Origin of the sequence: Bdellovibrio sp. NC01 (assembly GCF_006874625.1) — a bacterium.
Lineage (GTDB): Bacteria > Bdellovibrionota > Bdellovibrionia > Bdellovibrionales > Bdellovibrionaceae > Bdellovibrio.
The window spans coordinates 2349450-2363027 of record NZ_CP030034.1 but is presented as its reverse complement, the minus strand read 5'-3'; the positions used below and the strand labels follow the sequence as shown (position 1 = coordinate 2363027).

Sequence of the window (13578 nt, the reverse complement as noted above, 5' to 3'; positions counted from 1 at the left end):
TTTAGCCTTTAATTCCGACATTCACCAAAGTGGGCGATAACAAGCGCATCACTTCTTGGGGTAGAATCTCGACCAAGAAACCGCGTTTGCCGCCGTTGATATAAATCTTTGGCAAATCTAAAATCGTTTTTTCCATATACACCGGCATCTGGCGTTTTGTACCAAAAGGTGAGGTGCCGCCCACTTGATAACCCGAGTGGCGATCAGCCACTTCCGGTTTGCAGGGGTTGATGGATTTAACACCCAGATCACGAGCCAGCTGTTTGGTTGAAACTTGCATGTCTCCGTGCATAAGAATAACAAGCGGCTCTTTGCTGTCGTTTTCCATGATCAAGGTTTTAATCACCGCATGTTCGGGGACGCCCAGTTCGCGGGATGAAACCGATGTGCCACCTTTTTCTTCATACTTAAAAAGATGTGGCACGAATTGCACGCCGTTATCGTTCAACATGCGAATAGCAAGAGTGACGGGGACTTTAGATTCGCTCATGGGTTATTGTCTTTTCTGTTTCTGGACGAGGCTCGATGTATGTTTTTTCTGCGTCCTCTTTAAGAACTTGCGCCAATTGTTCCATGCCCTGGCGTGAAAGATCCAAGAAAACTTTTTGATCGTGACGAACTTTGAATTGTTCTTTGACCATCAATTCGTCATGCAAGCGGAAGCGTTCGATCATGCGGTAAGTGCGCTCTTTCGGAATGCCAAGATCTTCTAAAAGTTCGCGTGTCAGATTTAAGCTTGAATCCAAAGTTTCACGTTTGATGTGATGAACTTTTAAGGCCATCAAGTCAAACACGTGCTGACGATTGCGCGCTCGCGCGTAGACGATTAAATGCGGGAACTCCGTGCGCACGAGTTCTGCGATTTGCGTTGCGACCGCCATGTCATCTACGGCAATAATAAAATATCGTGCTTTCGCGGCACCTGCCGCAATCAGAATGTCTTTGCGGGAAGCGTCTCCGTAATAAACCGTATTGCTGAATCTGCGCAGCAGTTCGATTTGTTCTGTGTCGTGATCAATAGCGGTGAAACCGATATCCTGTGTTCTTAAGATACGGCCAAAGATCTGACCAAAGCGACCGAAGCCCGCAATGATCACGGGGTTTTCGACATTTTCAAATTTGTCGTAGTCTTTTTTCGGTAACGTATCGATGGCTCTTTCCTGTATGCGATCGTTCACTAAAATAATAAACGGACTTAAGATCATCGAAAGTGTCACAATCAAAGTCAGTGTTTGTGTCCACTCTAAAGAAAGAATATTAGCATTCTTACCAACGCCGAAGATTACGAAGGCGAACTCACCACCTTGCACTAGGTAGACGGCAAGGTTGCTAGAAGGCAGACGTTTTAAGTGCATGATACGACCCGTAAGATAAGTCGCCGCACCTTTCACAATCATGTACAAAACCGTCAGACCAATGATCGTAAATGGTTTTTGAATGATTAAAGCCGCATTCACCGACATCCCAACAGAGACGAAGAATAGACCCATCAAGATCCCTTTGAAGGGTTCTAGATCGGCTTCTAATTCATGACGATATTCAGATTCTGATAAAAAGACACCGGCAATGAAGGCGCCTAAGGCCATCGACAGGCCTGCGTGCTCCATCAGGAAGGCGACACCGATTACGATCAGTAACGTCACGCCCGTAAATAGCTCACGGCTGCGCAAGGCTGCGACTTGGCGTAAGAAGGGACCCATCAATGTGCGGCTGAAGATCGAAATGCCCAGGATCGTAAATAAGAAAGCCCCCCAGTTCACTTCAGCAACATTTGCCGTATCAAGTCCCAAGCTTGGAATGATCGCAAGGGCAGGGATCGCAAACACGTCTTGCATCAACAAGATCGCAAAAGAAGCTCTGCCGAATTCTGTGTTTAAAACTTTCTTTTCTTGTAGCGATTGTAAAGCAAAGGCCGTTGAAGAAAGAGAAAGTGAAAAGCCAACCACAAAACTTGCGGGCCACGATAAACCAAAGCCGTGCGCAATGCCACCGAACACCAAAGTGGTAAGCCCCATTTGAATGCCGCCATAACCGATCAAGGTTTTGCGCAGCGACCATAATTTTTTAGGCTGAAGCTCAAGACCGATCAGAAACAGAAGAAAGACAACACCGAATTCAGAAAGGCTTTGGGTGTAGTTAAGATCTGTGATCAGGCCCAACATTTGTGGGCCAACAAGCAATCCCGCGGCTAAGTAACCAAGAATACTTCCCAGTCCTAATTTTTGAAATAGGGAAACAAGAAGAACGGAAGAGCTAAGAAAAACAATGACGGGGATCAGATGGGCGTGAGTCATACTCCAAACGGTAGCAAAGACTCAGCGCCCGTATCAACAAATTATAGACCAACAGCGCGGAATGCGTTGCTTACTGTCAAACACTCATCCGAAGTCAAACGACGTTGGCACTCGCCAATCGTTTCACGAGCATAATCAGAGAATTGAGAGTTTTCGCTCAAACGCTCTGTCATAACGGCATAGAATACCGGAGCTAACTTATCCCAACCCAAAGCTTGCACCATCAACGCTGTTGCGCGATTTGGAATGCCGGAAAGCTTATGCACGCCGCAGTTGTCATTTTGCGCTGTCGGTTTGCAATCTTGGCCCAATTCTGCAGGAATTTGTGACATGTGACCTGGTTGTGGGTCCAAGCCTTTTTCAGGGTGAAGCATGTCGCGAAGAGCTTGAACCTGGAAGCCGTATTTTTTGCTCGCATATTCTTTCAAGTCGTCAGCTAGAACCGATTCGCCGATCAAGAAGTCATTGGCACCTTGGCCTGATTTAACTTGGATCATTTGCCCGAACAAGTCTGCAACGTGTTCATTCAAAGCACCACTTTGACCTTGGTATTTCAATTTAGAAGTGTATTGCACAACCGCGTGAGTGTATTCATGACCGATCACATCAACCGCACCTGTAAACCATTTCAAACCGTTGCTTTCGCCACCGCCGAATAGGAACTTGTTACCGTCCCACGCCGCATTTTGTCTCATACCGAAAAGATCAATGAAGCCACGACCGACACGAACTGTCGCTTCGATATCGCTACCACGATTGTCGAAAGAGTCTCTGCCGAAATTGTTTTTATAGAAGTCACGAACCAGAGTGATGTTCGCGCTGGCACGGCGTGCTTCATCAGTAATGAAAACGCGTTTCCAAATCGCTCCCACTTTGTTGCCGTTAACAAGGACTTTAACGCCTTTGTTATTGCCAATACCCGCGATCGGGGAAAGAGCCGCATCATAAACAACCACGTCGCCGGCGTTAGCTTTAAACGTGAACAATAAAAGACCTGTAGCGAAAATGTGTGAAAACTTCATTCGACACCTCAATGTTTAAAATATGTGAGGGGTCTATCACGGAAAGTGAAGAAGTGCCTTATGGTGTTTTTAATCTATTGGTGTATTTACTAGGGTGTCTAAAAAGTACACAAACTAGAGTGTTACTCTAGTGGCACCACTATGAAAGAATCTCCTGACAGAGTTTTTCCTATTTCGGATTTTCCTGTGAACGCTTACTTTAGCGCTTCTTGATTTAATGATTTTATTGCAAGGAGTATCTTTTGAAGTCTCTTAAATATCTTTTGGTTTCGTCATTGTTGGTTGCTGCGTGCTCGGATAAATCGGCACAAAATTCTACGGAAGTCAGCGCTAACGGTTCTATAGTTGGTGGCAAAGAAGTTCAACCTGGCGACAGAGAAATGACTTCAACTGTAGGCTTGTACGATACAGAAGGTAAGTTCCTTTGCACAGGCACATTGATCAGCGCCAATCTTGTTTTAACTGCCGGTCACTGTATTGGTGAAAAGCCAGAAAAAATGATCGTGATCTTTAAAGAGAATTTCAACGATCTTAACAAAGACAACACGCGCCCTGTTGTAGGTGCTGTTCGTCACAAAGATTACGATCCAAAACGTGGCACGAACACGGCTGACATCGCAGTGATCAGATTCGACAACACAGTTCCAGTGCCTGCTGGTTACAAAACGGCGAAGCTTCTTCCTGATTTCAACTTGCTACAAAAAGGCACTTCCGTTGTTGTTGCGGGTTACGGTTTGAACTGGTCATGGGTTATCAAAAAAGGTTCTGGCGTATTAAGAACGACAGAACTTCAAGTGAAAGATCCAAACTGGTCTGAAACTGAATTAAGTCTTTCTCAATCAGTAAAACGTGGTATCTGCTCTGGCGACTCTGGTGGTCCAGGTTATTTGGATATCGACGGTCAGTTGTACGTATGGGGTGTTGTAAGCCGTGGCGACTCTTTGCCGATTCCGTTGACTCCTGATTGCTTTATCTTTTCTGTGTACACGCGTATCGATGCTTACAAGACGTTTATCGTTGAAGCAGCCGCAGAGTTAAATAAATAATTAGCTTTCCTAATCCTGCTAGGGCGCAAACAATTTGCTGTGTTCTAGCAGCTTGTATCGCGTCCATTCCTTGAGGGCCGTTCTTCTATTAGAATGGCCCTTATGCGTATCTCAGACGTCTCGATCAAAAATTCAGTTTTTGCGTGGATGCTGTTTGCGGCATTCATCATCTTTGGCGCGATCTCGTTTATGCGCTTAGGGGTCAGCCAACTTCCTGACGTCGATTTTCCGGTAGTAAATGTCAGTATCACTTTATTAGGTGCTGCGCCTGAAATTATGGAGACATCTGTTGTCGATCCCGTGGAAGATGCGGTGTCTTCCGTCGAAGGTGTCGAGCGTATCACTTCTGTCAGTAAAACCGGCATTGCGAACATCACCATCGAATTTACTTTGGATCGTAATATCGACGTTGCTTTGCAAGAGGTGCAAACCAAAGTCGCGCAAGCGCAGCGTTTGTTGCCAACCAATGTTGATCCGCCCGTTATCACCAAAACCAATCCTGATGATCAGCCGATTATCTGGCTTGCTTTGACCTACGACAAAAATGATCCGTTTTTTTTAATGTCGTATGCAAAAGATTATCTGAAGGATCGTTTCACAACGGTTCCCGGGGTCGGTGACATCATCTTAGGTGGCTACACGGATCCCGCGATGCGCGTGTGGCTTAAGTCCGATAAACTTTTGAAAAATAATATTTCTGTGACCGATGTGATGAGTTCAATCACCTCACAACATGCAGAGATTCCTGGCGGCTTCATTCAAAATTCTGAAAAAGCATTTAACGTTCGCACTTTGGGAGAGTTCACAGACAGTAAAGGTTTCGATCAGCTGATCATCAATCGCCGTGCGGGCCAGGTCATTCAAGATCCATTCAACGTTATCAAAGTAAAAGATCTTGGTTATTCGAAAGAAGGCCTTGCTGAAGTTTATCGCATTTCGCGCTTTGATGGCATTCAAGCGTTAGGTCTTGGGATTAAAAAGCAGTTGGGCTCAAATGCTGTCGCAGTGGCGCAAGGAGTGAAAGCAAAAATCGATGAGGTGCAAAAAACGCTGCCGCCAGGAATGAAAGTCGGCGTGAATTTTGACTCGACTCGATTTATCGAACAATCTGTGCACGAGATGATCAAGCACTTGATCTTAGCAGTGTTGTTAACTTCGATTGTGTGCTGGGTTTTCTTGGGCAGTTGGACTGCGACCTTAAACGTCTTGCTGGCAATTCCGACTTCAATCATGGGTGCATTCATCGGGTTGTACTTTGCGGGTTTTACGTTGAATACGTTCACGTTATTGGGGCTCACCCTGGCCATCGGTATCGTCGTCGACGATGCCATCATGGTTCTGGAAAACATCTTTAGATATAACGAAAAGGGACTACGACCCATCGAATCCGCGATCATTGGTGCGCGCGAAATTACATTTGCAGCGTTAGCGGCATCCGTCGCCATCATCGCGATCTTTTTGCCTGTCGCTTTCATGCAAGGGGTGATCGGAAAGTTTTTCTTGCAATACGGGATTACGATTTCGCTGGCGGTGTTGTTGTCGTTGATTGAATCGTTAACGATTACGCCTATGCGTTGTTCTAGTTTCGTGCATTCGGGACATCGCACTACTCGTATCGGTAAAGCCTTCGATGCGGGCATGGATAAATGGCGCGATTTTTATTCTAAAACTCTTGAGTGGACTTTGGGGCATCGGGTGATGGTGTTGCTAGCATCCGTCGTCTTTGTTGGAGTTTCGTTTTATGCAATTACTTTTTTAAATAAAGAAATGACTCCGGTTCAAGACCAGAGCTTATTCATTTTGCGCTATCGTACTCCGGTCGGGGCGTCGTTGGATTTTACTGATGCAAAATCAAAGCAAATTGAAAAGTGGTTGAAAGGTCGCAGTGAAGTGGCGCACATGTATACCGCTGTCGGTGGTACTGGTTCGGGTGGGGGCAGTGACTCAAATACGGGGATGATGTTCGTAACCATGAAGGATAAAGGTCAACGCGGTAAAGATCCAAAAACCGGGAAGGAACTGACACAACAACAATTCATGGGACTGGCGCGCAGTGAGTTGTCGAAACAAGTATCTGATACATTGATTTTTATGATGGATCTGTCGTCACGAGGTTTTTCAACTGGTCGTGGTTATCCGATTGAATTTTCGTTGCAAGGTCCTGATTGGGCCAAGTTATCAGAGCTGAATACAAAAATGATCAATGACATGAAGGCATCTGGCCTGATGGCCGACGTCGATTCAGATTATTTAGAAGGCATGCCAGAGGTTCAGGTCGTGCCCAGACGTGATCAGGCGGCCTTACGTGGTGTCAGTGTTGATGCCATCGGTAACACCGTTCAAGCGCTGATCGGTGGCGTGAAGAACGGTCAGTACACGAAGAATGGGCATCGCTACGACATCTATGTGCAGCTCGAGAAAAAAGCCGATCCGAGGGAAGAGTTCAGTGAGTTGTTAATTTCTAACGATAAAAACAATCTGATTCCGCTATCAAAAGTGGCAGAGTTAAATACCAAACCTTCGCTGCAACAAATTTCCCGTGTGAATCGGCAGCGTGCTGTGACCTTGTTTGCAAACTTAGCACCGGGGGCTTCACAGCAAGCGGCCTTAGATTTTATTGCACATAAAGCGAAAGAACTTCCGCCGACGTACTTCGTAGAACAATCGGGTGCCGCTAAAACGTTCTCGGAATCGTTTTACAGTCTGATCTTTGCGTTGGCTTTGGGGATCATTGTTGCCTACATGGTGCTAGCAACGCAGTTTAACTCGTTCTTAGATCCCATGACTGTCTTGATGGCGTTGCCGTTTAGTTTTAGCGGAGCCTTCTTTGCGCTGCTGATTACGGGACAAACGATCAATATGTATTCGATGATCGGGATTTTGCTATTGATGGGGATCGTGAAAAAGAATTCCATCCTGTTAATTGACTTTACCAACTCTGTTCGCGATCGCAATCCGAATGCACACGCGAATGAAGCATTAAAAGAAGCATGTCCTGTGCGCTTACGTCCGATCATCATGACGTCAGTTGCAACCATTTCTGCGGCGGTCCCATCAGCCTTAGCAACCGGTGCGGGTTCTGAAACATTTAGACCGATGGCGATCACGTTGATCGGTGGCGTGTTTGTTTCAACGTTGCTGACGTTATATGTGGTCCCGGTGACATATTCGTTAGTCGATCGTTTTAGAAAGCGTGACGTCAGAAAACAAGAAGTCGCTGAAGCGTTTGAAAATGTCGGTGATGCGACTTCAATGCCATTTGACCAAAATGAGAGTGGCGAAGGTGTATCGGGTAGTGCGCCGCTATTAAATGCCGATGGGAAACCAGCGGAAGCAGATTTATCTGCGATGATGAAGTCGGGTGCTGGGGCTTTTGCTGGTGCTGCGAAGCCAGGGCAAGCAAAAGATGCGCAAATGTATATCGATGATTTCGATAACGAAGCACATTCAACTGAGATCGAGGACGAAGACTTAAGTAGTGAAACGAAACCTTCGCATATAAATCGAAAAAGAAACGCGAAAGAAAATTTGAAATCGGAGTTTCCGGAGAAAGCAGATGCCGTAGAAAAACCCGATAAACTACACAGAAAACGAAAAGGCTTCTTTGATTTTTTCCACTGATACAACTCATCTTACCAGTTCGCCGTGGTAAGTGGAACACACCCGATATGTCTTTCATCGGGGCTACTTACCAACGACCTTTAATAAAAGTACCACTAGGGATAACGAAAACTTTTTTAACGATTCTTGATAAGGAGAAGATCTATGAAAGGGATTTTAGTTGCTCTTGCTCTGACAATGACTGGTATGTTTGCTCACGCAAACGATGTGAACAATGATGAGATGGTTGCAAAAGGTAAACTTAGCTGGACATGTGGATTGAAATTCACAGGTTCATCTTACGGCGTGAAAGTGGTTCTTGGTCACTTCACAACTGAAGCAACAGGAACTCTTGGTTGCGTTGATTTGGAAGGCAATCACTGGTCACGTCGTGTGCAAATCTCTATGGGTTCACACTTCATCGGTCCTGTTGTAGGGCTTGGCTATTTTAAATTCGCAGGTCTTTCTTCAGAGATCAGCTTATTTAACTGCAGCCCAGAAGTTTTGTTCGGTAGCTACGTAGTAGCTCACGGTCAAGGCGCAATCATCGGTGGTGCAGGCACATTCGCAGCAGTTCGTGTAAAACCACCAGAAATCGCTGTGAACATCGGTTTGAAATTGGTTAAAGGCTTGGGTGCTCAAGTTGGTATCGAGCATCTTCGCATCACACCACTTTAATCGAGTGATTTAAAATCTATGCTCCGGTCAGTAAATAAGACCGGAGTGTGGATTACCTTTGCCAGCGCTGCTGGTAACTAAGAGTGACCGTTTTAGATAAGCTGGAATTTTCCGGCGCACCAAAGAGTGTTTGATCCGCATACGAAAGAGTCAGTGCCGACTCTAAACCAAGCATATAATTCGCAATCATCGACCACGTCATATTTTTTTGAATAGAACCATTGGAGCTCTGCGCGCCACTGATGCGAATGGCGTCTTCAGACATTGATGAAAGACTCGAGCCCAAACGAAGATCGCCGTAACTCCAGCCGCCACCGACTGTGAAGCTGTGACCCCAACCTGGAGTCGCCGTTATTTTTCCACCGGCTCCCGCATTGTCAAATTCGCGCTCAAAGGATTTATGAAGTTCAGCGCTGGCATTGGCATCCCATCTTCCAAAAACTTTGGTAAAGACAGCGCCACTGCCGACTGTAAAGAACCCACGCCCGCGCGAGTCTGTCGCAAAAATATTATCGGAATCATAAACTGACGGCGACGTAGGTAAAGTGATTTGCAAGTACGCAATGCCTTTAGGTTTCCACGCAGAATAACTTAGTTCCGGCAAAAATTCGTAGCCAACTCCGCCAGAAACATCACCAAGACCTGTGCTGTTTTCATTTGCGACCTTGCGATACACGACAGGAACCGTCAGGCCCGCTTGCCACGCATCGGATAACAGCATCGCGGCTTCAATTTTATAAGTCTGACTTTGATTGTCGTCATCACGATGAAGCCATTTGCCATTCGCAAGAACGTCGTCAGTGACTTGTCCATAACTATAAGAGGCTGTCACTTGGGCTTTATCATCACCCAAGATCAGAGCCGGAAACGCAAAGCCACCACCGCAGCAGCTGGCAGCATATGTTTGCAATGAAGAAAATAGAATAACGAAAGCAAAAAGAACCTGGATCATATAACTAAGGCAATGGCGTCTTGATCGACGATAAGATTTTGATTTTTATAAATGAAACGAATTTCCCAATCGCCAGGCATAATGAAAAACACTTTGCGCACGCGAAAGACACCGTCCTGAAGTTTTTCAATTTTTACAGGTGAGGAACCATGACCCATGGACGGCATCCATAAAACAATCGATAAAGACTGAACCGGATCCGTGTAAGGGCCCTGCATGCTTGCAAGTCCTTTGTTCCAGAACTTCACAATGAACTCAGACTCGCTCGAGCTGCGCGGACCTTGAACCCATTCAATACTTGCGCATTGATTGCTTGTTAAAAACAAAACCGGGCAAGAAGCTGAGTGAGTATTGTTGTCTTCCTGAACAACTTGTTTTGGATCGATATAATCGGGACGAGCACAGGCAGACAAACCTAAAAGAGCAGCGAAGAATAAAGCTTTCATTAGTCCTCTCTTTGAATGAAGCAGCCTAGTGCGCGGCCTTCTTTGATACGAGGAGATTTTCCAGCTTCAATGTCATCAAGAACATCTTTAAGGAATTGTTTTTTCGCAGAAGGCCCCACGTGACTGTCTGTCACGCCACCTTGATAAAGCAATTCACCTGAAGAATTAAACACAAAGGCGTGAGGTGTCTTAAGGGCACCCAATTCGTTGGCCCATTTGTTTTTACTGTCTTGAATCACAGGGAAAGCAAGTTTGGCTTTTTCGAAATGCTCTTTTGTTTCAGTGGGGCGTTCATCTGCATTGGAGTGAACTCCGACAAAACGGAAGTCAGGATATTTTGCCGAAAGCTCGTTAAGCAAAGCTTCATGACTTGCAGAGCATGGACATTTTGCTGACAAGAACACCAGCACGCTGCCCTTTTTCTCTTTGTCATTCAGTTCAACTGTCAGAGTGTTCCCAGTGATAACGTCATTCGCTTCAATACGGCTTAATTTTTCTGCCGCTTGTGCGTGAAATTGGAGCAATAGAGTAATGACTAAAAGAAAGGCAGTTTTCATAGAGATTTTTTCTATCACAATGCTCTTTGAAAACAACGCCACATTTGGTTGCCTTGTTATGACACGGAGCGATTGTGTGCAGGGACCATATTCGCTAAAATTTTTATATGTTTAAGCAGCTTAAAGACTACCTCATCCGATTTAGACAGTACAAACGCAGTGGTAAAATCCACAGTGATCTTGATGTTTTATTGTCATCTGCCTCTGAACAACGAACTTTGGAAGACAGGCTGCAATGGCTTGTGCGGCTTTTACAATGGGTGCGCTACGAAGGCCACGTCGATTCGCATATCGAAACAGAGACGGGCAAGATTCCTTCAGCACGTCTTCGTTATTTGACGATGGTTTTGGATCGCAACCTGGAATGGAAGAAATCCGTTGCGGTGATCTTGCGTTCGGTTGTGAAAAACGTCAGTGGTATCGAACTTTATACGGAAACTGGGTTACCGCGTGAAGTGGGTGTCTTGGGCGAGATCTGGGATCGTTTGACGATGAAGATGTTGCCAACTCCGCCCTTGGATTATGAGCTGGGTTATTTGTTTTGGGCATTGTTCCCAGACGAGAAAGATCCCGTGTGGATTGCCTCTATTGATCACAATACCTTTGAGAAGGTGATTGAGCTTTTTAACTATGAAGTCTCAAGTGAAGAAGGCGACTGGAATCGTTTTATTGATGATCTTGAAGATGCTCTGGCGTATTTGGTCATTCAAACTCGCGCCATCGGTTTGTCGCCAGCTTTCCGTCATCGCATGGATAAACCTAATTTCCGTGATTCCGCTTTTTTCGCTTTAATGCGAGCCCTCGAGGAATTCCAAATTTCCTATCGCCAAGAGAATCGTGAAGGTTTCATTGAAAGAGCCTCGCGCTTGCGCCTGGTGTTGTGGGAATGTCGTCGTGAGCTTGCGCAAGTTCATAAACATTTAGATGAATACGGTGTCAGTATTAATCTGGTGTTCCAGATGGCGCGTTTACAAGCGTATCTAAAGCGCATCGATAATTTGGTTGAGATTTTGATCACTGAAAAAGTCGACTATAAGAAGGTCACGCATTTCCTTGCAACTTTAGTCGAAGAAAATCACGATCTGCGCAGTATTCGCTCTTTGATTTCACAAAACTCCACTTTGCTAGCCCGAAAAGTAGTAGAGCGTGCCGCGGAAACGGGTGAGCACTACATCACACGCACGAAAGAAGAATATCGTCGTATGGTTTCGGCTGCTGCCGGCGGTGGTGCGATCACGGCAGGAACTGTCTATATTAAGACGGCGATCCTGGCGTTGGGACTTTCGGGGTTCATGACCGGTTTTTTTGCGTCTTTGAATTACGCGATCAGTTTCGTGACGATTCATTTAGCGGGCTTTACGCTGGGAACTAAGCAACCAGCAATGACAGCACCTGCTTTGGCAGAAAAAATGCGCGACGTTGATACTCCGGAAGGAATGGAAAGCTTCGTTGATGAAGTGACTCATATTATTCGTTCGCAAGTGGCGTCGGTTGCAGGAAACGTTCTTCTGGTAGTGCCAGTGACTTTACTGATTGATACGGCGTTTTTCTTTTTATTTGGTCATCACATCATGTCGCACGAAACGGCTCACCACTCCTTCGAAGCGGTTGATATTGCGGGCCCGGCTGTTTTATATGCCGCATTTACGGGTGTCTTATTATGGCTATCCAGTATCGCTGCGGGTTGGGGAGACAACTGGTATGCGCTTTACTCTTTACGTAAGACATTGGCGCGTTCGCCGACTTTGAAAGTGGTTTTTGGTAAAGTGAATGCACGCCGAATTGCTTTGTTCTTTGAAAAGAACATTTCCGGTCTTGTGGGTAACATTGTTCTGGGTGTGATGTTGGGTATGGTGCCAGAGATTTTAAAATTCGTGGGCATTCCTTTAGACGTGCGCCACGTGACGCTGTCTTCAGGCACGTTGGGTGCGGCAATTCCTGTGATGGGTTCTGAGTACCTTCATAACTGGGAATTCTGGCGCGCCATCATCGGCATCTTCTTTATTGGTACATTTAACGTTTCAGTCAGTTTTGGTTTGGCCTTGTTAGTTGCCATTCGTGCTCGTGCGATCAATACGACACAACGTCGTGCGCTTCGCAATGCGGTTTTAAAACGCCTTGTGCATCATCCTCTGACTTTCTTACTCCCAGTTGGTGCAGCGGTTTCAAAATCGACTGCAGAAGGGCGCTCGCACTAATGAAAGATCTGTCTATTGTTATTCCAGCTTATAACGAAGAAGCGCGTCTTCCTCGCACTCTTGAAGTTTTGCAGGCGATGATCGCGCACAAGGAATTGCAATGGAATGTGATTGAGGTGCTGGTTGTGAATGACGGCTCAGCCGATGGCACCGCGAAACTTGTCATTGAAACGGCGAAAACGTTTCCGTTGTTAAAGCTTGTCGATTTGTCGGTGAATCAAGGCAAAGGGGCCGCTGTTCGTGCGGGATTGAAAACCGCGGTCGGTGAGTGGGTGCTGATTGCTGATGCGGATATGGCGACACCCTGGGATGAAGTGAATAAATTTGTTATTCCCAGCGAGAGCTATCAATTAGTTATGGGTTCGCGCGGTTTGCCACAAAGTCAGATTGAAGTTCGTCAGCATTGGATTCGTCAAAGCATGGGAAAGACATTTAATAAGATATTAAAGAGTCTTGTCTCCTTGCCATTTCATGATACGCAATGTGGTTTCAAACTCGTGCGCAAAGATGAAGCGTTCAAAAAAAATATTTTACCAGCTTTGTATGTCGATCGCTTTGCGTGGGACGTAGAGCTGATTTTACAGATGCAAAAGCACAAAAAATCTATCCTGGAAGTACCGATTCGTTGGGCGCATCAAGAAGCCTCTCGTGTGCGCATGTTCAGAGACAGTTTGGAAATGTTCTTTACTGTTTGGAAACTGCGTTTTCGTCTAAAATAAGCTGCTCAAAGACTGCTCACGCCATTATCAGTGACACGAACTATCCTGCCTTTTTGTTGAATTACG

The 13578-nt window shown here is 45.7% G+C and carries 11 protein-coding genes; 5 read left to right on the top strand and 6 right to left on the bottom strand.

Annotation, left to right across the window (positions count from 1 at the left end; all coding sequences use genetic code 11):
• Position 1: 1 nt before the first annotated feature.
• Genes ybaK through DOE51_RS11310 form a run of 3 tightly spaced genes read right to left on the bottom strand, consistent with a single transcriptional unit; the run spans position 2 to position 3316 of the window.
• Positions 2-490, bottom strand: a complete 489-nt coding sequence (gene ybaK / locus DOE51_RS11320; protein ID WP_142696683.1) for a Cys-tRNA(Pro) deacylase — start codon at positions 488-490, stop codon at positions 2-4.
• Positions 477-2294, bottom strand: a complete 1818-nt coding sequence (locus DOE51_RS11315) for a monovalent cation:proton antiporter-2 (CPA2) family protein (RefSeq protein ID WP_142696682.1) — start codon at positions 2292-2294, stop codon at positions 477-479. Before DOE51_RS11315 ends, ybaK begins: the two co-directional genes overlap by 14 nt.
• A gap of 41 nt (positions 2295-2335) precedes the next feature.
• Complete coding sequence (locus tag DOE51_RS11310; protein WP_142696681.1) at positions 2336-3316, bottom strand: M4 family metallopeptidase; 981 nt, start codon at positions 3314-3316, stop codon at positions 2336-2338.
• A 242-nt stretch (positions 3317-3558) separates the two neighbouring features.
• Between DOE51_RS11310 and DOE51_RS11305 the strand changes: the two genes are divergently transcribed.
• From DOE51_RS11305 to DOE51_RS11295, 3 genes are all read left to right on the top strand, one after another.
• Positions 3559-4362, top strand: a complete 804-nt coding sequence (locus tag DOE51_RS11305; protein WP_142696680.1) for a trypsin-like serine protease — start codon at positions 3559-3561, stop codon at positions 4360-4362.
• 102 nt (positions 4363-4464) lie between these two features.
• Entirely contained in the window at positions 4465-7983 is a 3519-nt protein-coding gene (locus DOE51_RS11300) for an efflux RND transporter permease subunit (RefSeq protein ID WP_142696679.1), read from the top strand.
• A gap of 144 nt (positions 7984-8127) precedes the next feature.
• Positions 8128-8640: a hypothetical protein gene (locus tag DOE51_RS11295; RefSeq protein WP_142696678.1), complete on the top strand. Its 513-nt coding sequence runs from the start codon at positions 8128-8130 to the stop codon at positions 8638-8640.
• 52 nt (positions 8641-8692) lie between these two features.
• Here DOE51_RS11295 and DOE51_RS11290 read toward each other — a convergent pair whose 3' ends face one another.
• Genes DOE51_RS11290 through DOE51_RS11280 form a run of 3 tightly spaced genes read right to left on the bottom strand, consistent with a single transcriptional unit; the run spans position 8693 to position 10595 of the window.
• Entirely contained in the window at positions 8693-9592 is a 900-nt protein-coding gene (locus DOE51_RS11290) for a serine protease spb1 (RefSeq protein WP_142696677.1), read from the bottom strand.
• On the bottom strand, positions 9589-10038 hold the full coding sequence (locus DOE51_RS11285) for a FixH family protein (RefSeq protein ID WP_142696676.1): 450 nt from the start codon (positions 10036-10038) through the stop codon (positions 9589-9591). The genes DOE51_RS11290 and DOE51_RS11285 overlap by 4 nt, the downstream gene beginning before the upstream one ends.
• Complete coding sequence (locus DOE51_RS11280; protein WP_142696675.1) at positions 10038-10595, bottom strand: redoxin family protein; 558 nt, start codon at positions 10593-10595, stop codon at positions 10038-10040. The genes DOE51_RS11285 and DOE51_RS11280 overlap by 1 nt, the downstream gene beginning before the upstream one ends.
• Before the next feature lie 107 nt (positions 10596-10702).
• Between DOE51_RS11280 and DOE51_RS11275 the strand changes: the two genes are divergently transcribed.
• Complete coding sequence (locus DOE51_RS11275; protein WP_142696674.1) at positions 10703-12793, top strand: site-specific recombinase; 2091 nt, start codon at positions 10703-10705, stop codon at positions 12791-12793.
• Positions 12793-13512: a dolichyl-phosphate beta-glucosyltransferase gene (locus tag DOE51_RS11270; protein ID WP_142696673.1), complete on the top strand. Its 720-nt coding sequence runs from the start codon at positions 12793-12795 to the stop codon at positions 13510-13512. Before DOE51_RS11275 ends, DOE51_RS11270 begins: the two co-directional genes overlap by 1 nt.
• The last annotated feature ends 66 nt before the right edge of the window (positions 13513-13578 follow it).